This window comes from Curtobacterium sp. MCLR17_040 (genome assembly GCF_003234735.1).
Taxonomy (GTDB): domain Bacteria; phylum Actinomycetota; class Actinomycetes; order Actinomycetales; family Microbacteriaceae; genus Curtobacterium; species Curtobacterium flaccumfaciens.
Genome location: NZ_QKTE01000001.1, coordinates 158,582 through 178,173, shown reverse-complemented (window position 1 = coordinate 178,173; position 19,592 = coordinate 158,582). Strand labels below are relative to the sequence as shown.

General features: G+C 72.4%; 23 protein-coding genes. 13 read left to right on the top strand and 10 right to left on the bottom strand.

The window, feature by feature from the left end:
* Positions 1-29 precede the first annotated feature (29 nt).
* The gene (locus DEJ01_RS00855; protein ID WP_111091957.1) at positions 30-2,117 is read left to right on the top strand and encodes a fructose-specific PTS transporter subunit EIIC; all 2,088 of its coding nucleotides are present in this window, start codon (positions 30-32) and stop codon (positions 2,115-2,117) included.
* 81 nt (positions 2,118-2,198) lie between these two features.
* On the opposite strand, the gene DEJ01_RS00850 is transcribed toward DEJ01_RS00855, so the two are convergent.
* A complete protein-coding gene (locus DEJ01_RS00850) occupies positions 2,199-3,896 on the bottom strand; it encodes a beta-N-acetylhexosaminidase (protein WP_111091956.1) in 1,698 nt (565 codons plus the stop codon).
* Positions 3,897-3,940: 44 nt separating this feature from the next.
* Between DEJ01_RS00850 and DEJ01_RS00845 the strand changes: the two genes are divergently transcribed.
* Entirely contained in the window at positions 3,941-5,110 is a 1,170-nt protein-coding gene (locus tag DEJ01_RS00845) for an ROK family transcriptional regulator (protein ID WP_181438316.1), read from the top strand.
* A gap of 51 nt (positions 5,111-5,161) precedes the next feature.
* Positions 5,162-5,932 carry a DedA family protein gene (locus DEJ01_RS00840; protein WP_258375612.1) on the top strand — a complete coding sequence of 257 codons (771 nt, stop codon included), beginning with the start codon at positions 5,162-5,164 and terminating at the stop codon, positions 5,930-5,932.
* Between the two features lie 3 nt (positions 5,933-5,935).
* Here DEJ01_RS00840 and DEJ01_RS00835 read toward each other — a convergent pair whose 3' ends face one another.
* Positions 5,936-6,139 (bottom strand): DUF2945 domain-containing protein, encoded by a 204-nt coding sequence (locus tag DEJ01_RS00835; RefSeq protein ID WP_071404335.1) that lies wholly within the window; start codon positions 6,137-6,139, stop codon positions 5,936-5,938.
* Between the two features lie 198 nt (positions 6,140-6,337).
* On the opposite strand from DEJ01_RS00835, the gene DEJ01_RS00830 reads away from it, so the two are divergent.
* Together DEJ01_RS00830 and DEJ01_RS00825 are read left to right on the top strand one after the other, a co-directional pair.
* Entirely contained in the window at positions 6,338-7,390 is a 1,053-nt protein-coding gene (locus DEJ01_RS00830; RefSeq protein WP_110864242.1) for a serine/threonine-protein kinase, read from the top strand.
* 55 nt (positions 7,391-7,445) lie between these two features.
* Positions 7,446-8,066, top strand: coding sequence for a phosphoribosylanthranilate isomerase (locus DEJ01_RS00825; protein WP_111089403.1), 621 nt, complete (start codon positions 7,446-7,448; stop codon positions 8,064-8,066).
* 100 nt (positions 8,067-8,166) lie between these two features.
* Here DEJ01_RS00825 and DEJ01_RS00820 read toward each other — a convergent pair whose 3' ends face one another.
* The 3 genes from DEJ01_RS00820 to DEJ01_RS00810 all read right to left on the bottom strand — a co-directional run bounded on the left by DEJ01_RS00820 (position 8,167) and on the right by DEJ01_RS00810 (position 10,121).
* Positions 8,167-8,925: an HAD-IIB family hydrolase gene (locus DEJ01_RS00820; protein ID WP_111033922.1), complete on the bottom strand. Its 759-nt coding sequence runs from the start codon at positions 8,923-8,925 to the stop codon at positions 8,167-8,169.
* A gap of 82 nt (positions 8,926-9,007) precedes the next feature.
* Complete coding sequence (locus DEJ01_RS00815) at positions 9,008-9,442, bottom strand: acyl-CoA thioesterase (RefSeq protein ID WP_017886352.1); 435 nt, start codon at positions 9,440-9,442, stop codon at positions 9,008-9,010.
* 82 nt (positions 9,443-9,524) lie between these two features.
* Positions 9,525-10,121, bottom strand: a complete 597-nt coding sequence (locus DEJ01_RS00810; protein ID WP_111091953.1) for a nitroreductase family protein — start codon at positions 10,119-10,121, stop codon at positions 9,525-9,527.
* 84 nt (positions 10,122-10,205) lie between these two features.
* On the opposite strand from DEJ01_RS00810, the gene DEJ01_RS00805 reads away from it, so the two are divergent.
* Entirely contained in the window at positions 10,206-11,129 is a 924-nt protein-coding gene (locus DEJ01_RS00805) for an AEC family transporter (protein ID WP_111091952.1), read from the top strand.
* 283 nt (positions 11,130-11,412) lie between these two features.
* Here the strand turns inward: DEJ01_RS00805 and DEJ01_RS17995 are convergent, their stop codons facing one another.
* Positions 11,413-11,562 (bottom strand): hypothetical protein, encoded by a 150-nt coding sequence (locus tag DEJ01_RS17995; RefSeq protein ID WP_181438336.1) that lies wholly within the window; start codon positions 11,560-11,562, stop codon positions 11,413-11,415.
* On the opposite strand from DEJ01_RS17995, the gene DEJ01_RS00800 reads away from it, so the two are divergent.
* Positions 11,561-11,908, top strand: coding sequence for an aldehyde dehydrogenase (locus DEJ01_RS00800; protein WP_258375611.1), 348 nt, complete (start codon positions 11,561-11,563; stop codon positions 11,906-11,908). The two genes, DEJ01_RS17995 and DEJ01_RS00800, sit on opposite strands and share 2 nt — an antisense overlap.
* Before the next feature lie 33 nt (positions 11,909-11,941).
* Here DEJ01_RS00800 and DEJ01_RS00795 read toward each other — a convergent pair whose 3' ends face one another.
* Together DEJ01_RS00795 and DEJ01_RS00790 are read right to left on the bottom strand one after the other, a co-directional pair.
* Positions 11,942-12,190, bottom strand: a complete 249-nt coding sequence (locus DEJ01_RS00795; protein ID WP_027464862.1) for a hypothetical protein — start codon at positions 12,188-12,190, stop codon at positions 11,942-11,944.
* Positions 12,191-12,331: 141 nt separating this feature from the next.
* Positions 12,332-13,168, bottom strand: a complete 837-nt coding sequence (locus DEJ01_RS00790) for an exodeoxyribonuclease III (RefSeq protein WP_110864246.1) — start codon at positions 13,166-13,168, stop codon at positions 12,332-12,334.
* 115 nt (positions 13,169-13,283) lie between these two features.
* On the opposite strand from DEJ01_RS00790, the gene DEJ01_RS00785 reads away from it, so the two are divergent.
* Genes DEJ01_RS00785 through DEJ01_RS00760 form a run of 6 tightly spaced genes read left to right on the top strand, consistent with a single transcriptional unit; the run spans position 13,284 to position 16,416 of the window.
* A complete protein-coding gene (locus DEJ01_RS00785) occupies positions 13,284-13,790 on the top strand; it encodes an Asp23/Gls24 family envelope stress response protein (protein WP_071404342.1) in 507 nt (168 codons plus the stop codon).
* Positions 13,787-13,978: a DUF2273 domain-containing protein gene (locus DEJ01_RS00780; RefSeq protein WP_027464859.1), complete on the top strand. Its 192-nt coding sequence runs from the start codon at positions 13,787-13,789 to the stop codon at positions 13,976-13,978. Before DEJ01_RS00785 ends, DEJ01_RS00780 begins: the two co-directional genes overlap by 4 nt.
* The gene (locus DEJ01_RS00775; protein ID WP_111089400.1) at positions 13,975-14,346 is read left to right on the top strand and encodes a hypothetical protein; all 372 of its coding nucleotides are present in this window, start codon (positions 13,975-13,977) and stop codon (positions 14,344-14,346) included. The genes DEJ01_RS00780 and DEJ01_RS00775 overlap by 4 nt, the downstream gene beginning before the upstream one ends.
* Positions 14,343-14,996, top strand: a complete 654-nt coding sequence (locus tag DEJ01_RS00770) for a hypothetical protein (RefSeq protein WP_111091950.1) — start codon at positions 14,343-14,345, stop codon at positions 14,994-14,996. The genes DEJ01_RS00775 and DEJ01_RS00770 overlap by 4 nt, the downstream gene beginning before the upstream one ends.
* Positions 14,993-15,595 (top strand): hypothetical protein, encoded by a 603-nt coding sequence (locus DEJ01_RS00765; protein ID WP_111091949.1) that lies wholly within the window; start codon positions 14,993-14,995, stop codon positions 15,593-15,595. Before DEJ01_RS00770 ends, DEJ01_RS00765 begins: the two co-directional genes overlap by 4 nt.
* Positions 15,596-15,606: 11 nt before the next feature.
* Positions 15,607-16,416 carry an aminoglycoside 3'-phosphotransferase gene (locus DEJ01_RS00760; RefSeq protein ID WP_309147053.1) on the top strand — a complete coding sequence of 270 codons (810 nt, stop codon included), beginning with the start codon at positions 15,607-15,609 and terminating at the stop codon, positions 16,414-16,416.
* Here the strand turns inward: DEJ01_RS00760 and DEJ01_RS00755 are convergent.
* A complete protein-coding gene (locus tag DEJ01_RS00755) occupies positions 16,413-17,765 on the bottom strand; it encodes a M23 family metallopeptidase (protein ID WP_146247536.1) in 1,353 nt (450 codons plus the stop codon). The two genes, DEJ01_RS00760 and DEJ01_RS00755, sit on opposite strands and share 4 nt — an antisense overlap.
* Before the next feature lie 74 nt (positions 17,766-17,839).
* On the bottom strand, positions 17,840-19,507 hold the full coding sequence (locus DEJ01_RS00750; protein ID WP_146247535.1) for a hypothetical protein: 1,668 nt from the start codon (positions 19,505-19,507) through the stop codon (positions 17,840-17,842).
* Between the last annotated feature and the right edge of the window lie 85 nt (positions 19,508-19,592).

Below are 19,592 nucleotides of genomic sequence, written 5' to 3'. Positions count from 1 at the left end.
GATCAGCGCCATTGCGAAGGAGCAAGCACATGTCCGCAGACTCGAGTCCGCGCCTCATCAGCGCACAGCTCGTCGGCCTCGACGAGGACCTCGGCGCCACGTCGACCGACGTCATCCGGGTGCTCGCCGATCGCGTCGCCGCGACCGGCCGCGCCGCCGACGGTGCGACGCTGGCCGACGACGCCATCAAGCGCGAGGCGAGCGTCGGAACGGGCGTCCCCGGTGGCATCGCCATCCCGCACGCCCGGTCGGCGTCGGTGTCCGAGCCGACGCTGGCGTTCTCGCGCCTGGCCCGGAAGGTGCCGTTCGGCGCCCCGGACGGCGACGCCGACATCGTCTTCATGATCGCCGTGCCCGAAGGGGCGGACAAGGACCACCTGACGGTCCTCTCGACCCTGGCCCGTGCGCTCATCCGCGAGGACTTCACCGCCGCGCTCCGTGCCGCGACCACCCCCGACGAGATCGTCCGGTTGGTCGACAACGAGGTGAGCGGCGAAGTGGCCGAGGCCGGCGTCGGGAAGGCGAGCGGTGCCTCCGAACCGGCCACCGCGCCGGAGGCGGGCCGCAAGGTCTTCGTCGGCGTCACCGCCTGCCCGACCGGCATCGCGCACACCTACATGGCGGCCGACGCCCTCGTCGCCGCCGCCCAGCGTGCCGGTGCCGAGATGCACATCGAGACGCAGGGGTCCTCGCAGGTCGAACCCCTCGACCCGGCCCTCATCGCCCGTGCCGACGCCGTCGTGTTCGCGGTCGACGTCGACGTCCGCGACCGCGGTCGGTTCGCCGGCAAGCCGCTCGTGTCCGGACCCGTCAAGCGCGGTGTCGACGAGCCCGACAAGATGATCGCCGAGGCCATCCGCGCCTCGGAGGACCCGCACGCCGCACGCGTGCAGGGCGGTGCCGCCGTCGAGGGCGAGTCCACCGCCAAGAACGAGCACTTCGGCCAGTCGCTCAAGCGCTGGCTCCTCACCGGCGTCAGCTACATGATCCCGTTCGTGGCCGGCGGCGGGCTGCTCATCGCGCTCGGCTTCCTGCTCTCCGGGTACGGCATCGCGCTGACCCACGGTGACTCGGGCCAGAACAACGCCGTCTTCACGCTCACCAACTACACCCTGCTGAACCTGCCGCCGGAGGGCCTCGGCTACTACCTCGGCGCCGCCGCGTTCCAGATCGGACAGGTGTCGCTCGGGTTCCTGGTCGCAGCACTCGCCGGGTACATCGCCTACGCCATCGCCGACCGTCCCGGCATCGCACCGGGCTTCGTGGCCGGGTCGATCGCCGTGTTCATGAACGCCGGGTTCCTCGGTGGTCTGGTCGGCGGTCTCATCGCCGGTGCCGCCGCGTACTGGATCGGGCGCATCCCGACCTGGCGCTGGCTGCGTGGTCTGATGCCGGTCGTGATCATCCCGCTGTTCGCGTCGATCATCGCCTCGGGCCTCATGCTCCTGGTGCTCGGTGGCCCGATCGCCTGGGTCATGACCGAGCTCACCGCCTGGCTCAACTCCCTGTCGGGTGCCTCGGCCGTCCTGCTCGGGATCATCCTCGGGCTGATGATGGCGTTCGACCTCGGTGGTCCGGTGAACAAGGTGGCGTACGCGTTCGCCGTCGCCGGGCTCGGTGCCGGGACCGCCACGAACGTGGTGCCGTTCGAGATCATGGCCGCCGTCATGGCGGCCGGCATGGTGCCGCCGCTCGCACTCGCGCTCGCCTCGACCGTGCTCTACCGCAAGGGCTTCACGAAGCCGGAGCGTGAGAACGGCAAGGCCGCGTGGCTCCTCGGTGCGTCCTTCATCTCCGAGGGTGCGATCCCGTTCGCCGCAGCCGACCCACTGCGCGTCATCCCGGCGTCGATGGTCGGTGCCGCGATCACGGGTGCGATCTCGATGGCTGCCGGCGTGACCTCGCGAGCGCCGCACGGCGGGATCTTCGTCTTCTTCGCGATCGGTGACGTCCTGATGTTCGTCGTCGCGATCCTGGCGGGGACCGTGGTGTCCGCGCTGGTGCTCGTCGCCCTGAAGAAGTGGGTCCGTCGTCGCCCCGTCGACGAGGCCGCTGCGGGCAGCGAGGCTGCTGTGGCAGGCGAGACGGTGGGCCAGCGCTCGCCGGTCGCCGCGTAGTCGATCGCAGCACACGACGGACGGGAGGCCCGGTGCCAGCTGGCACCGGGCCTCCCGTCCGTCGTCCGGTCGCGACGCGTGCTACTCGGCGATGTTCGCCGTGACCGCGTCGATGTACGCCGCACGCTCCTCGCGCGAGTGCGGGCGCCCCGGCACGCCCGGCCGCTGCTCCCACGGGAACGGCCCGGCCTCGTGCCGGTACTCGATGCCCATGGCCTCGAGCCGGGCGGTGTGCTCGGCCAGGCGTCCGCGGAACTCGGCGAGGTCGCGCGGCCCGGTGACGTCGGCCGACCACAGTGCCTCGGCGAGGGCGGCGACGCGGGGGAAGAGCTGGTAGTCGAGTCGACGGGCGGAGTCGACGTGCTCCGTCCACATGTTGCCCTGGCCGCCGATGACGTGGGTGCGCTCGTCGTCGGTGAGCCCCGACGGCACCGGGTCGAAGGCGAAGACGTCGTCGACGGTGAGCACGATCGACACCGGGATCGGCTCGGTCGGCAGGTCGCTCTGGCGGTAGTCGAGGTACACCTGGTCGTCCGGCGACGAGATGACGTCGTGCCCGCGGCGGGCGGCGGTCCGTGCGCCGGTCAGTCCGCGCCACGAGACCACGGTGGCGGAGGGGTCGAGCGTGCCGCCCTCGAGGATCTCGTCCCACCCGAACGCCCGCCGGCCGTGCGACTCGACGTGTGCGGCGAGCTGTCCGATGATCCAGGCCTGCAGTTGTTCCTCGTCCTGCAGCCCGAGCTCGCGGATGCGCTCCTGGGTGCGGGGGTCGGTCTCCCACTGCACCTTCGGGCACTCGTCGCCGCCGATGCCGATGTAGCCGGAGGGGAAGAGTGCGATGACCTCGTCCAGGACGTCCTTGAAGAAGTCGATCGTGGCGTCCTCGGCGTTCAGGACGTCGTCGGCGATGCCCCACTCCGTCCACACCTCGACCGGTTCGCCCGTGACGCCGAGCGACGGGTAGGCCGCCAGCGCCGCGCGGACGTGCCCGGGGGTCTCGATCTCGGGGACGACGGTGACGAACCGGTCGGCCGCGTACGCCACGATCTCGCGGACGTCGTCCTGCGTGTAGTACCCGCCGTGCGGGCGGCCGTCGAACCCGGCGACGACGAGTGCGCCGTCCGGCCCGGGGACGTGCGCGCCGACCTGGGACTCCCGACGCCAGGACCCGACCTCGGTCAGGCGCGGGTACTTCCGGATCTCGATGCGCCACCCCTGGTCCTCGGTGAGGTGGAAGTGCAGGCGGTTGATCCGGTGCGCGGCGAGTTGGTCGACCACCCGCATGACCTCGTGCTTCGTCCGGAAGTGCCGGGCGACGTCGAGCATCACGCCGCGCCAGGCGAAGGCCGGGGCGTCCTCGACGACCACGGCGGGGACGGACCACGGACCGGTCGCGACCCGGCCGCGGCGGTACACGTCCGGGGGCAGCAGCTGCAGCAGGGCCTGCACACCGTAGAAGACCCCGGCGGGCGAACCGCCGACGACGTCGACGCCGTCCGGCGTCACCGTGAGGCGGAACGACTCCGCCCGGTCGCCCTCCGACGTCGTCGGGCCCGCGGGCAGGGACGGGTCGTCGGCGACGCGCAGCGCGATCGTGCCGGCCTCCGGTGCCGTGTCGTCGAGGGCGTCCCGCACCGGCAGCCCGGTCGATCCCCGCAGGGTCTGCTGCAGGTACAGTCGGACGGACTCGCTCGCCGGGTCGGCGGCGATCCGGGTCGACGGGGTGATCGCGAAGGCCCCGACACCGGGAGCGGTGCGGCGCGGTCGTGGGACGAGCATGTCGGAGCCACCATTCCTCAATGATCTTTCGTAATGTGGAGGCTATGACCGTGCAGCAGACCGTGTCAACGACCCCCGGTGTCGTGGGGACGACCCCCGGCGTCCTGCGGCAGATGAACTCGCGGGCGATCCTCGACGAGCTCCTGCGCGATGACGTCTCCCGCACGGTCACCGAGCTCGGGCGCACGGTCGGACTCTCCCGCCCCACGGTCGAGGCGGCGCTCGCCGACCTGGTCGACGAGGGGTGGGTGACCGAGGCCGAGGCGATCGCCACCCCGAACAAGGCCGGTCGTCGCGCCAAGCGCTTCGCCGCGGACGCGTCGGCCGGCTCCGTGCTCGGCGTGGACCTCGGCCTGCACGGGATCGTCGGCGTGCGCGCGGACCTGCGCGGCGTCACGCTCGCACGCGTCGAGGAGCGCTACACCGACCTCGCCGACGCCGAACAGGCCTGGTCGAGCGTGCAGGACGTCGTCCGTCGGCTGACGGCACCCGTCGGTGGTGCGGTCGGCGGCTCCGCCGGTGGTGCGCCGGTGCTCGGTGCCACGTTCGGCGTCCCGGCGGTCGTCGACCGCGACGGCGCGATCGACTACACGGTCGCGGTGCCGGAGTGGGTCGAGCGGCGGGTGCCCGGCCGGATCCAGGACCTCTTCCCCGGGGTCGCCACCTTCTTCGACAACGACGCCAAGCTGGCGGCCACGGCCGAGGCGCGGTGGGGGCGGTTCCACGGCGTCCGGGACGCCCTGTACCTGGTGATGGGTCGGCAGATCGGTGCCGCCCTGGTGGTCGACGGCTCGCTGGCGCGCGGTGCGTGCGGTGCGGCCGGCGAGATGGGCGGCATCGCCTCGACCGGCTGGCCCGCCGCGCCCGCCCGCCTGGAGGCCCGGATCCCGTCCGGCACGGACCTCGAGTCCGTCTTCGCGGCGGCGGCCCAGGGCTCGGTGTCGGCCGTCGAGACCGTCCGTGCGTTCGCCGCCGACGTGGCACCCGGCGTCGTGCAGCTCGTGACGACGATCGACCCCGAGGTCGTCGTCGTCGGTGGCGAGGTCCTGCCGGCTGCCGAGGTGTTCTGCGCCGCGCTCGACGAGATCGTCACGCCACAGCTCCGGCACCCGGTGGTGTTCGCCCCGTCGACCGTCGGTCGCGACGCCGTCGCCCGGGGTGCACTCGCCCGATCGCTCGCGCACGTCCGGTCCGCTCACATGGGACTCGGCTGACACCCAGGGAGCGTGCCGGGTCCTGACAGGGCGTTCAGGGATGCTGGGGGCATGACGACTGCCGTGACCGCCCGTGCCATGACCGTCGCCAGTGGCGACTCCACCGCCCCGTCGGACCTCGGCGGCCTCTCCGGCCTGGTGCTGCAGCTGATCGACGCGCTGGGGGAGTGGGGCGTCGGGCTGATGCTCTTCGTCGAGACGGTGTTCCCGCCCATCCCGTCCGAGGTCATCCTGCCGCTGGCCGGGTTCCTCGCGGGCGCCGGCCAGATGAACCTCGTGCTGGTCCTGGTGCTGGCGACGATCGGCTCGTACCTCGGGGCCCTGGTGCTGTACTGGCTCGGCGCGAAGATCGGGTTCGAACGCACCACGCGGTGGTTCGGCAAGCTGCCCCTCGTCGACGAGGACGACTTCCGCAAGGCAGCCGGCTGGTTCCACCGGCACGGCAAGAGCGCGGTGTTCTTCGGCCGGTTCGTCCCGATCGTCCGCAGCCTCATCTCGTTGCCGGCCGGCGCCGACCGCATGCACCTCGGCACGTTCTCGGTGTTCACGATCATCGCGAGCGGCATCTGGAACAGCGCGCTCGTGCTGCTCGGTGCCGCGTTCGGGTCGCAGTACGACCAGGTCGAGGCGTACACCGAGTGGATCGACCGCGTGCTCTACGTCGCGATCGCCGCGGTCGTGGTGACCTTCGTCGTGCGCCGGGTCCGCCGTGTCCGCGCCGAGCGGCGCACGGGCGGCCCCGACGACCACGACGACGCCGAAGGCAGCCCTGCCGTGGGCGGTGCCCGGGGTCGTCGTCGCGCCGAGCCCGCCCGCGACTGAGCCTCAGGCCTTCGTCAGCGCCGACTCCTTGTGGGCGGCCTGCTTGCCGCTCTTCTCCGACTCGACGATCCAGTACGGGTCGTCGTCGGTCGGCGTGAAGTGCTGCCCGTCGAACTCGAAGTCGCTCGTCCGCTTGCGCACGAGCGTGCCGGTCGTCCTGCCCTGCGAGGTGTTCCAGTGCACCTCGTCACCCTTCGACAACGCCATGCTGTCCTCCTTGCGCGATTCCTCGTCCTGGTGGAGGTCGGACTGTACCCCGTCGATCCCCGGGAACTCAGGGAAGTAGGGCGATCACGATGTCGTAACGGCCATGCGGATCGAGAGTCGGACGCGTACCGTTTCCCCTGAGCCCACACGCCGGCAGCGGCCGCGGAACCACGGGCTCCGGACGGGACGACGGACACCATGACCCTGCTGGACAGCGCGCGGGCGGACACCGTCCTCTCTGCGCGGTACCGGCTCGTGAAGCTCATCGGCACCGGCGGCATGGGATCCGTCTACGAAGCCCGTGACGAGCACACGTACCGGGCCGTGGCCGTGAAGCTCTTCGCGACCCCGGACAAGATGACCACCGCCGACCGCGTCCGCCAGGAGCGCGAGATCCGGCTGCTCAGCATGCTCTCGCACCCGGGCCTCATCCCGCTGTACGACGCCGGCACCCACGAGTTCGAGGACGGCCCGCACCGGTTCATCGTGATGGAGCTCATCGCCGACACGACGCTGCTCCGCCGGCTGTCCGAGGGCGCCCTGCACAACTACGAGGTGGCCGACCTCGGTGCGCAGCTCGCCGACGCCCTGGCCTACGTGCACTCCCGCGGCATCGTGCACCGCGACGTCAAGCCCGCCAACATCCTGATCAGCGACGAGGGCTCGTCCGGGTTCGCCCGTACGGTCAAACTCACCGACTTCGGCGTCGCCCACTTCGTCGACGGTTCCCGCCTGACGAACGACGGCACGGTCATCGGCACCGCCGCCTACCTCAGCCCGGAGCAGGTCGCCGGCGAACCGATCAGCTTCGCCACCGACGTGTACTCGCTCGGGCTCGTCCTGCTCGAGGCGCTGACCGGCAAGCAGGAGTACTCGGGCACCCTCATCGAGGCCGCACTCGCCCGGCTCCGCCGCGACCCCGAGGTCCCGGACGACGTCGCCGACGAGTGGCGCGAGCTGCTCAGCCGGATGACGGCCCGCGACCCGGAGCGCCGGCCCACCGCGGTCGCCATCGCCAACGCGCTGCGCGGCGGCTCCACCCAGATCACCGGCCCGGTGCCGCTCGGCCCGGAACGCGTGAAGCACCAGCGGGACCACCGCATGCACCGCGCCGCGCACCGGCACGCCAAGCGCGGCACGTTCTCGGCGGTGCGTCGCTGGCGCCGGCGGAACGTCCTGGTCGGGTCCTTCGCGGCCTTCGGCGTCACCGCGGCCTGCGTGGCCGCCTACGTCGCGGGTGCCCTGCACTGACCCGCTCGGCGGCTCCGTGCTCCGGGCACCGGAGCGCCCTGGCAGGATGGACAGCATGACCGACCAGCGCTGGATCAAGATCTGTGGCCTGTCGACGCCCGACACCGTGGACGCCGCCGTCGACGCGGGTGCCGACGCCGTCGGGTTCGTCTTCGCGGCGGGCAGCCCCCGGACCGTCACCGCCGACCTGGCGAAGGAACTCGTCGAGCGGGTGCCGGACGGCATCGACGCCGTCGGGGTCTTCCGTGACCAGAAGATCGACGAGATCGTGGGCATCGCCTCCGAGGTCGGACTCACGACGCTGCAGCTGCACGGTGGCGAGTCGGCGTCCGACTTCGCCCGCGCGCGCGACGCCGGCTTCTTCACCATCCGGGCCATCGCGGCCGAGGACTACCTGCGCGAGACGCCCGAGCAGCGCGCCGCGTTCGACCACGACCTGCTGCTGCTCGACGCCGCCGTGCCCGGCAGCGGTCGCCTGATCGACCCGGCCACGATCGACGGCGTGGACGAGGCCTGGATCCTCGCCGGCGGGCTGACCCCGGCCAACGTGGTCGCCGCGGTCGAGGCGCTCGACCCCGACGGCGTCGACGTGTCGAGCGGGGTCGAGTCCGAGCGCGGCGTCAAGGACCCCGCCAAGATCCGCGCCTTCGTCGAGGCCGTCCGCAGCCTGGGCTGAGCGCCCGGCCGCATCGGTCGCGTTCGCGGCTCTGGACGCGACCGGGGACGGACAGGAGGCGCGGTGCGGGCCCGCCACGGGCCTCCCGTCCGCCGCGCGCTCAGCGCAGGGTGGGGATGAGCTCCGTCAGGAACGCGTCCGTGTCCTCCCAGCCCTGCACCGCGTGGCAGGGGACCCCGAGCGCCTTCACCGGGTAGTCGTTGCCCTCGGGGTCGAGCCGGTCGCCCACGAAGAGCATGTCGTCGAGCGCGATGCCGGTGATCTCGGCGAGGCGCTGCATGCCGTAGGCCTTGTCGATGCCCTTGCGGGTGATGTCGATGCTGGTCGAGCCGCCCGAGCGGACCTCGAGGTCGGGCAGGTCCTGCTGCACCAGACGCCGTAGGTGGTCCTTCTTCTCGCCGGTCGGGTCCCACTGCTTCTTGACGTCCACCGGGGCGGCCTGGCCGAGGGCGGAGAACGTGATCTGCGACCCGCGGTCCTCGAGGATGGCGCCCCAGGTCTCGGACTCCCAGTACCCGGCTTCCTTCGCACGGGCCTCGACCGCGGCGAGGGCGCGGTCCTTCTGCTCGTCGGTGAGGTCCTCGGCGTACTGCAGCGCCCAGTCCTGGTCCTCCCAGCGGTAGTACCGGGTGCCGCAGGTGGGCAGGAGGTGCAGGGCGTCGAGCGTCAGGCCGTCGCGCTGCCGGAGCGGGGTGACGAGCTGCTGCTCGAACTGGGTGAAGTTGCCGCCGGAGATGACCGCGACCGGCACGACCTCGAGCAGGGACGCGAAGGTCTCGAGCATGCGGGGGTCGAGGGAGGACTTCGACGGGGCGAGCGTGTCGTCCAGGTCGAAGGCGACGAGGCGGGGCGTGGTCATGCCCCCGATCCTGCCAGAGCCCGCCGACCACCCGCAGGGTGCGACCATCCGGGCGCCCCGGTGCTGCGCGAAGTCTGCGGGGTCACGCGCGGTGCGTGGCGGGGACCCGGTCGCGCGCGTAGGTGATGTCCGTGTAGCCGTGCGGGGCCGGGTTGCCGTCCTCGTCGAGGTTCACGAACACGACCTCGTCGATCGTCAGGATGCTGCGGTGCGTGAAGAGGTTGCGCGCCTCGGCCCGCATGGTCAGCGACGTGCGGCCGAACCGGGTGGCGACGAGGCCGATCTCGACGATGTCGCCCTCCTTCGCCGAGGACAGGAAGTTGATCTCCGACATGTACTTCGTGACGACCTTGCCGTTGCCGAGCTGGATGATCGCGTAGACCGCGGCTTCCTCGTCGATCCAGCGGAGCAGGCTGCCGCCGAACAGAGTGCCGTTGGCGTTGAGGTCCTCCGGTCGCACCCACTTCCGGGTGTAGAAGTTCATCTCCGGCGGGGCGTCGTCCTGGTGCTGATCCATGTCACGTCATGGTACGCCGACGGCCGCGCCCCCGCAGGGACGCGGCCGTCGTGGCGATCGCGGGCGGCGGTGCCGCCGGTGCTCACTCCTTGACGAGGACGACCTCGTCGAGGGGGATGCGGGTGCGCGGGGCGACCTCGCGCTCGGCGGCCTTGTCGTCGAGCTGCGACGGGTGCGCGACGGTGCCGACGGCCGTGACCGTGTACGGCAGGAAGCGCTCGGGCAGGTCGAACGCGACACGGAGCCCGGCGGCGTCGATGCCCGCCATCTGGTGCACGTGCAGGCCCTCGGCGTGCGCCTGCACGGTCAGCGCGGCGAGCGACTGGCCGAGGTCGTACTGCGCGAAGGGGCGCTCCTCGCCGTCGGCGGTCACGGTCTCGAGCACGCCGACGACGAGGGCGCTGGCGCGGAAGGCCCAGGCGGCGTTGAAGCCGAGCAGGTTCTCGTTGATCTTCCGGAACGTCTCGGTGCCGCGGCGGCCGGCGATGAAGCGGCGGGGCTGGAAGTTCATGGCCGAGGGTGCCCAGCGAGCGGCCTCGAGGACGGCGTCCAGCTGGTCGTCCGAGATCGTCGCGGTCTCGTCGTAGGAGCGGGGGCTCCAGCGCTCCTCGAGCAGCGGCACGAGCGGCTGGCTGGAGTCGGTGGACCGGGTGAGGGTGTCGGCGTTCGTCGAGGTCATGATGCGCTCAACGGTATTCGATGCGTACGCATTTCCGACCTGAGTGACGTCACATCACCGCCGGCAGGTGCCAGGATGGACGGGATGGGTGGCGTGTTGACCGGCTTCGCGATCATCGGCGCGATCATCGCCGGTGGGTACGTCGTCGGACGCATCGGCCTGCTGGGCCCGCACGCGCAGTTCGTGATGAGCCGGCTCGCGTTCTTCGTGCTGATGCCGTGCCTGCTGTTCCACACCATCGCGACCGCCGACATCGCGTCGCTGCTGTCCTCGATGCTCTGGGTCTCACTGCTGAGCGCCGCCGTGGTCGCCCTCGGTGCCGCCGCCGTGTTCCGCTTCGTGCTGCGCCGCCCCGTCACCACGACCACCGTCGGGGCCCTGGCGTCGAGCTACGTGAACGCGAACAACATCGGGCTGCCCGTGGCCGTGTACGTGCTCGGCCAGGCGACCGCGGTCGTCCCGGTGATCCTGCTGCAGCTCGTCGTGATGGCCCCGATCGCGCTGACGATCCTCGACGCGGCGACCGCGGGTGCCGGCGGGTGGGGACGACGGATCGCGGGGCCGTTCCGGAACCCGATCATCATCGCCTCGCTCGTCGGGCTCGTGTGCTCGGCGACCGGGATCACGCTGCCCGACCCGGTGCTCGAGCCGTTCTCGCTCGTCGGCGCGGCCGCGGTGCCCGTCGTGCTGCTGTCGTTCGGGATGAGCCTGCACGGTGCGACCCCGCTGCGGGACCCGGCGATCCGGACCGACGTCATCGTGGCGTCGTCGATCAAGCTCGTGGTGATGCCGGCCGTGGCGTTCGTGTTCGCCCGGTTCGTGTTCGGGCTCGGCGACCAGGAGGTCTTCGTGCTCACCACCCTCGGCGCCCTGCCGGCGGCGCAGAACGTCTTCAACTACGCGCAGCGGTACGGGGCAGCGGTCCCGGTGGCGCGCGACGTCGTGCTCATCTCGACGCTCGGCTCGGTGCCCGTGCTCGTCGCGATCGCCGCCCTGCTGCACCCGTAGCGTGCCCCGGACGCGCGTCGCCGGCGTGTGGCCGCCCGGAAGACGCCGTCGTGTTGTCGAGACGCCTCGATGTCGCCGAGACGCCGCCGCATTCGGCGGCGTCTCGCGCTCTTGCGGGCGTCCTGCGGACACGCCGGCGTCTTCCGCGCCGTGGTCGCGCGACACGGCGGACGGGAGGCCCGTGGCGGGGCCGCACCGCGCCTCCCGTCCGGCTGTGGTGGCGACCACCGCGGATGGTGAGCAGGAAAGGTCGGATCGCGGTCGCCGACTCGACCATTCCTGCTCACGAAGCGCGGACGGCACGCGCGTACCCTGGCGGGCACGCGGGGCGGACCGCCTCGTGACCGATGACCACGACGAGGAGACCGGCGATGGACACGATGGCGATGATGAAGAACATGTCGATGACGGACATGCCCATGGGGATGGACATGGACATGATGCAGGACACGATGATGGCGATGAACGCCGCGTCGATGGCGGCGACGATGTGCTCGGCTGCCGACATGCGGATGGGCGGCGAGATGGCCACCTGCGCCGCGATGTGCTCGAACACCGCGATGCTCGCCGACACCGGCATGCGGATGATGATGCGTCCGATGGGGATGGACACCGCCGCGATGCAGGCGATGCTCATGGCCGTCGTCGCGATGGGCACCGCGTGTGCCGCCGAGTGCCGTCAGCACCAGGACATGGATGAGTCGTGCCGGTACTGCGCCATGGCCTGCGACGCGATGGTGTCGAAGTGCCAGGCGATGCTCGACTCGATGGCGGCCTGACCCGCTCCGTGCGCGCTCCGCGACGCGTGCGCGCTACGCGACGCGTGCGGTGGTCTGTCGACCGCCGGCGCTGAGGATCTCTGCGACCGGGTGGTGGGCGACCGGCTCGCCAACTGACAGGACGCCGTCGGCGTCCGCCACCCGCAGCTGCGTGATGCTCCCGTCGAGGAACAGCACCACGGCGTCGGCTGCGCGGGTCTCGACGACGATGCCGTCGCGCCATGCACCGGGGGCCGCGGTCGCCATGAGGCGCTGGATGGGAAGGATCGTCGTGCGGGACATGGCTTCACCTGCTCTCGAAGGGGTTCGGTGCAGGAAACCTACGTCGGCGTGACGGACGGCTCAATCACGGCGGACGCCGGGCGTAACAGAGCCGGACGGGCGCCGATCCCAGGCCGGGCCGGGCCGGTGACCCGGCGCCGATCAGAAGATCATCGGGCGGTCGTCGTCGAGCGACGTGTCCAGGTCGAGGTCGACCACCACGGGGACGTGGTCGCTCGGGGCGTCGCCCTTGCGCTCGTTCCGGTGGATCGAGGCGTCGGTGACGACGTCGGCGAAGGCCTGCGAACCGAGGACGAAGTCGATGCGCATGCCCTCGTTGCGCGGGAACCGCAGCTGCTTGTAGTCCCAGTAGGTGTAGCCATCGGGCACGATCGGGCGCACGACGTCCTGCAGGCCCCGCGCCTCGAACTCGCGGAACGCGGCCCGCTCGGGTTCACTGACGTGCGTCGACCCCTCGAAGACCCGCATGTCCCAGACGTCCTGGTCGAGCGGTGCGACGTTCCAGTCGCCCATCAGTGCGAGCGGGGTCTCCGGCGACGCCTCGATCCACTCCGAGGTGCGGTCGGCCAGCTGGGCGAGCCAGTCGAGCTTGTACGTGTAGTGCGGGTCGCCGAGCTCGCGGCCGTTCGGGACGTAGAGGCTCCAGAGCCGCACGCCGTCGACGGTGACGCCGATCGCGCGGGCCTCGACCGGCAGGTCCGGCCCCTCGTGTCCCTTCAGGAACCCGGGCTGGCCGGGGAAGTCGCGGGTGACGTCCTCCATCGGCAGCCGGCTGGCGAACGCGACGCCGTTCCACTGGTTCAGGCCGTGCGCCTCGACGTGGTACCCCGCGGCCTCGAACTGCTCGACCGGGAACTGCTCCGGCTTGCACTTGATCTCCTGCATGCCGAGGACGTCGACGTCCTCACGCACCAGCCAGTCGACGATCCGACCCACTCGGGTGCGGACGGAGTTCACGTTCCAGGTCGCCACGCGCATGGAACAAGAACCTACCGGTGCCGACTGACGACGAGGTCGGCACGTGCGCCGCCTGTGCGGCGTACGGCACGATGGTGTTCGCTGGAGGCCAGCAATCGACCGCACGGAGGCAGCAATGGCATCGACGACCAACCGCGTCGACGGGACCCCGACCGGGACCACGACCGGAGCCACGCTCGGCACCGGGGCCGGGAGCGCCCAGCCCGCCGGCACGACCACGACGCAGGTCACCGCCAAGGGCAGGACCATCATCGACGACACGGTCGTCGCGAAGGTCGCGGGCATCGCCGCCCGCGACGTCCCCGGCGTCTTCGCGCTCGGCGGCAACGCCTCGCGGGCGTTCGGTGCCATCCGCGACGCCATCGGCTCGAGCGCGCTCGGTCAGGGCGTCCGCGTCGAGGTCGGTGAGACCCAGGTCGCCGTCGACCTGACCATCGTCGTCGACTACCCGACGCCGATGATGGAGGTCGCCTCCGCGGTCCGTGCCGCTGTCACGAACGCCGTCACCGAACTCGTCGGCCTCGAGGTCACCGAGGTCAACATCGCCATCAACGACGTGAACATCCCGGCGCTCAACGGCGTCGCGGACGAGCTCGACACCCGGGACGGTCGAGTCCGGTGAACGCCACCGTCGTCGGGATGGGCACCGGCGCCCTGCTCGCGATCGTCGCCGTGACGCTCGGGTTCTGGGCGTTCGTCGTCGTCGCGGTCTGCATGGCGGTCGGTGCACTGGTCGCCCGCATCGTCACCGGTGACGTCGACTTCCGTCGCCTGCTCGACGTGCTGCGCGGACGCCGGAGCTCGTCGTGAGCGACGCCGCCGTCGCCACGGCCGGCGACAGCGGCGTCCGGCTCCGCGGCTCCGACCGCATCGGCACGTCGGCGCTGGTGCACACCGCCCAGGCGGTCGCCGCCGAAGCGCTGCGCGTTGCCTTCCGGGAGGTCCGTGCCCGGGTCGCGGACGACGGCCGCGGTGCGCTGGCGGTCGAGATCACCGCCCCGCTCGCCCTGCCGGTGCTGGGCTCGCACGCACTCCCCGACGAACCGGTCGTCGCCACGGCGCACCGGGCTCGCGGCACGATCGCCGAGCGCTTCCGGACCATCACCGGCCGACAGGTCGCCCGCGTGACCGTGACCTTCGCGTCGTCAGTCGTGGACACCCCGCGGAGGGTCCGGTGACCGCCGCGACAGCCGTCGACCCCGCCGGCGGCAACCCCGATCCGGTCGTCCCCGCCGGCCCGTCGCACGACGACCACCTCGCCACCCACCGCCGCCTGCTGCGCCGCGAGACCCACGTCTCCCGCTCCGGCGCAGTCGTCGTCGCGATGCTCATCGCCCTGGTGCTCGCCGCCGCCGCGGTCTTCGCCGGCGCACTCGTCCTGCTCGACCAGAACGTCCTGGGCGTCGACCCCCGTGCCGTGGTCGACGCCGCGCTCGCCGCTCCGGACGGCCTCGACACCACCATCGTGATCGGCATCGGCGCCGTCGTGGCCCTGATCGGCCTCGTGCTCCTGCTGCAGGGGATCCTGCCCCAGCGCCGTCCGCGGCACGTGATGTCGTCCGACCGGCTCGCAGTCGTCGTCGACGACGAGGTCCTGGCCTCCGCCGCGGCCCGAGCCGCCCGTTCCGCGACCCGTCTGGGCGCCGACGCCGCCGTGGGCACCGTCGGTCGCCGCACGGTCGACGTCGTGCTCCGTCCCGCAGCCGGGGTGGACGTCCCCGCGGTCGCCGCGACCGAGGCCGTCGAGCGGGAGTTCGCCGCGATCGACGCGCAGCCGCCGCTGGCCGCGCGGGTCCGTGTGCAGCCGACCGGACGGGTGGACGGATGAACGCCACGAACCGCGCGCTCGGCCGGACGGCGCTCGTCGTGCTCGGGCTCGTGCTGCTCGTCGCCGGGGTCGCCGCGATCCTGGTGCAGACCGCCCAGGGGGTGCCCCTCGTCGCATCGTGGTGGCGCGCGGTCGGTGATGCCCTCGCCGGACTCGGCACCGGGGCGTCGCGAGACGACTCGGTGTTCGCGTGGACCTGCGTGCTCGGCGGTGGCGTCGTGCTCGGCGTGCTCGCACTCGTGGTGCTGACGACGCTCGGCGGTGGCCGCGAGAGCACCGTCGTGGACAGCGACGGTTCGGCCGACGGCGTCGCCGGCTCCGTGCGCATCGAGTCCACGGCCGTGCAGCACGCGCTCTCCTCGGCCATCGGCGACATGCCCCAGGTCGGTTCCCTCGCCGTCGACGTCTACCGGGTCCGTGGTGGTCGGGCGATCCGGGTGCGGGTCCGTCCGCGCCGGGGTGCCGCGCCGCGGGAGATCACCGAACGGGTCGAGGCCGTCGTCGCCGACCTGGACGCCCTGCTCGGCGAACGCCTGCCCGTGCTGCTCGAGATCGCCCGTGGTGGGTCGGGGTCCTCCCGCCCGGATCGCGTGCACTGAGCGTCCCCGTGGTGCGCTCGATCGGTGGACTGCCCCGGCCGGGCGAGACCGTCCCGGTGCCGCGCATCGTCACCGAGGTCGCGCGAGGGCGTGAGGTCGCGCTCGTCTGGCACAACCAGATCGGCGGGACGACGTTCCGCATCGGGCCGGACGCGCACGCCGAGGAGTTCGTGAAGGTGCTGCCGCACGCCTACGGTTCGTGGATCAGCGGCGAGGCCGCGCGGCTGACGTGGGCGTCCCGGTACGCCCGGGTCCCCGAGGTGCTCGACCACGGCACCGACGAGGACGGCGTCTGGCTGCACACGCGTGCCGTGCCCGGCTGGAGCGCCGTCGACCCGCGCTGGCACGACGAACCCCGGACCGCGGTGGTCGCGGTGGGGGAGGGCCTGCGCGCGCTGCACGACACGTTGCCCGTCGACGACTGCCCGTTCACGTGGGCGACCGCGGACCGGCTCGATCGTGCGCGTGGGGCGAGCGCCGACGCCGACGCCGTCCGCGGCCCGGGCGGTCTCGGTCCGGAGCCGACGAGTGACCGGATCGTCGTCTGTCACGGTGACCCGTGCACGCCGAACACGCTCATCGGTGCGGACCGGCGGTGGAGCGGGCACGTCGACCTGGACGCGATGGGGGTCGCGGACCGCTGGGCCGACATCGCGGTGGCGACGATGGCGCTCGGGTGGAACTACGGACCCGGGTGGGAGCCGCTGTTCCACCGGGCGTACGGGCTGCCGGACGACCCGGAGCGCACCGCGTGGTACCGGGAGCTGTGGAACGCCGGCGACGACGGGATCGACGACCCAGAGTCGGGGCCGGTCGGCTAGAAGGCGACCCCGCGAGCGCCCATGAAGGGCACCGGGTCGGTGGTGGCACCGTTGATGTGCACCTCGACGTGGCTGTGGCAGCCGGTCGACGCCCCGGTGGAGCCGACGAGCGCGATGAGCTGCCCCGCGGAGACCTGCTGGCCGGTGGCGACCCGGAAGCCGCCGTCGACGATGTGGCCGTACGCGGTCTGGACGCCGCCGCCGTGGTTGATGCGGACGTAGTTGCCGTAGCCGCCGTACCAGCCGACGTAGTCGACGGTGCCAGCCGAGGCCGCGACGATGGGCGTGTAGCAGCCGCTCGCCAGGTCGGTGCCCTCGTGCATGGTGACGACGCCGGTGATCGGGTGCACGCGGTACCCGTAGGGGCTGATGACGTAGCCGCTGGCCGGGCGGACCCAGCCGGTCCCGGAGCCCGCGCCGACGGAACCGCCGCCGCCCGAGCCGCTGCTGCCGGTCGAGTCGCCGCCTGACGGAGCGCCCCCGCCGGAGTTCGCGGCGGCCTGTGCGGCGGCTGCTCGCTGCGCGGCGGCTGCGCGCTCGGCGGCTTCGCGTGCGGCCTTCTCCTCCGCCGCCTTGCGGACGCGCTCACCCTTGGCGAACTCGGCTTCGGTCCGGACGCGGCCGGAGGTCAGGGTCGCGAGCTGGGCGTCGAGTCGGGCCTTGTTCGACTGCTGCTCGTCGTAGGCGGCCTGCACGGCGTCGGACGCCGCCTGGGCTTCCTGCATGCGGTCTTCGGCTTCGGCAGCGAGGTCGCCCAGTGCTTCGGCGGCGCGGTCGGCCTGTGCCTCGAGCGAGCTGGCGACGGCCGCGTCGGCGCTCGCGGCGGCCTGCACACGCTCGGCCTGCTCGGAGAGCTTGCTCAGCGCACCGAGGTTGTACAGCAGGTCACTGGCGTCCTCGCCCTGGGTGATCACCGAGGTGGTGACGTCGGCGCCACCGGAGCGGGACATCTGGGCGGCGAACTGCCCGGCCTGCGCGGCGCTCTGGTCGGCGACCTTCGCGTGGTCCTTCGCGTCGGCGCGGAGCTGCTGTTCCTTCTCGGCCGCGGTCTGGGCCTTGCGCTGGGCCTTGTAGAACACGTCACCGAGCTTCTGCGCCTTCGCCTCGGCAGCCTCGACCTTGGCGTCGAGTTCGCTGATGATGCCCCGGATCTCGGTGATCTGCCCCTGCTTGGCGGATTCCTTGCCGCGGGCGGACTTCACTTCGTCCCACGTGGGGTAGGTCACCGCCTGGGCGGCCGGAGCGTCGGCGATGACCGTGCCGACGAGGCCCGCGAGTGCCAGGCCGGTGACGGCGAGGCGCAGGCGCACGGGGACACGGTGGGCGCGGGGGCTGGTGGGACGAGACATCGAGCACGAGCCTATACATCCGTACAGCGAGCATCGGACGGCAACGCGCCGCTGTGGACAACTTCAGCAGTGGATCAGAAGCCGCGGTCACGCCGGATGACGTCGGCGCTCCCGACGACGTCGCGCCGCAGGATCGCCTGCCCGGTGGTGCCGGCGTAGTCGTAGACGTCGAACCCGGTGCAGTGGGTGATCGTCGCCGGGGGGCCGAGGGAGTCCTCGACCGCGGTGGTCCAGAGGTCGTGCGACCCGACCACCACGAAGCTCGGGTCGGCGTCGCGGTAGGCGCCGAGGTCGACGAGCCACGGGTACGTCTCGAAGGTGTCGCGGACCTGCAGCAGCCCGACGTTCGCCGCCGCGTAGGTGGCGAGGGGCCGGACCGTCCAGAACTGCCCGACGCCGGTGACCTGGCGCCCGTCGGCCCAGCGGTCCAGGCACGCGGCCGCCGGGTACCGCGCGGTCGACACGGCGTGGGCGGTGCCTGGGGCCACGGCGATCCCGGTCGCGAGGACGGCGGCCATCGCGAACGCCACCCCCGCCCGGACCCCGCGGTGCGGGCGGTGCACGCGGGTGCGGCGGACGGCGGTGCGGGTGAGCTCGGCCACGGCGACGAGCGCGAGCAGCGGTGCCGTCACGATCGGCTGCAGGTAGCGCGGGGTCTCGGACCCGGCGACGACGACCCCGACGGACACGGCGACGACGGTCACCAGCGGCAGCACCGTCGCGACCAGCACGGTGCGTGCGGTGCGGACCCGCCAGGCCCAGACCGTGCCGCCGACGGTGACGAGCACCCCGGCGAACAGCAGCAGGAGCCCGAGGTCGCCCGGTGCCGTGCCCGCCCGGTCGTCGGTCAGCGCCGCGAAGAACCGCAGGGTCTCCCCGGCCCGTGACGGCTGCACGTACGTCGCCGGGTCGAGGGAGACGAACGGTCGCAACGGGATCCGCACCAGGTACCCGACGACCGATCCGACCGTGACGGCACCGGCGAGCAGCGCAGCGGGGCGCCACGGCACCCGCCGTGCCAGCACCAGGAGCCCGAGGGTGACGACGACGGGAGCGGCGGACCACGGCACGTACAGCGGGTTCGACGCGGTCGTGCACGCGGCGACGAGTCCGAGCACCACGAGCAGGGGCACCGACGCCCGGCCGAGGCGCACCGCCCGCAGCACCAGCACCGCGGTGCCGAGCACCGCCAGCACGGCGCCGTAGTAGTAGGTCGTCGTGAGCAGCAGGGACGCCAGCTCGAGCGAGGTCGCCGTCGCCGACGACTCCGTCAGCACGAGCAGCGTGACCAGGCCGAGCGCCCCCGCCGACACCGCGATCCGCGCGGGGCGCCCGGCGGACGGCATCAGTTCGTTCGCAGCGGCACGCACCAGCGCGTAGACCGCGAGGAGCACGAGCACCCCGTTCAGCGCCAGGGCCTGCTGCGGGGTCCCGGTCACCAGCGAGCAGAACAGGTACACGGGCAGCTCGGGGAAGAAGAAGAGTGCGGGCGACATCGCCCACTCGAACGGCTGGCCGGCCTGCAGCGAGCGCTCGACGAGCGGCAGCAGCACCGAGTCGCCGTCGTACCAGAGCAACGCCACCCGTTCCGTCGCGACGACGTGGCGCAGGGCGATGACGGCCAGGGCCAGCGCGACCAGGCCGCCCAGGGCCTCCCGTCCGATCGTGACGGCCACCCCACCGGTCCGGCGGCCGCCGGACGGAGCCGGCTCCACGGCGGGGCGACGCGGTGCTCGGGACATGCCCCGGAGCGTACCGAGGCCGCCTCGGTGCCGGTACGCACAGACCCACAGGCTGGGGGAGCGCGTTGCGGGCCCGACCGACTAC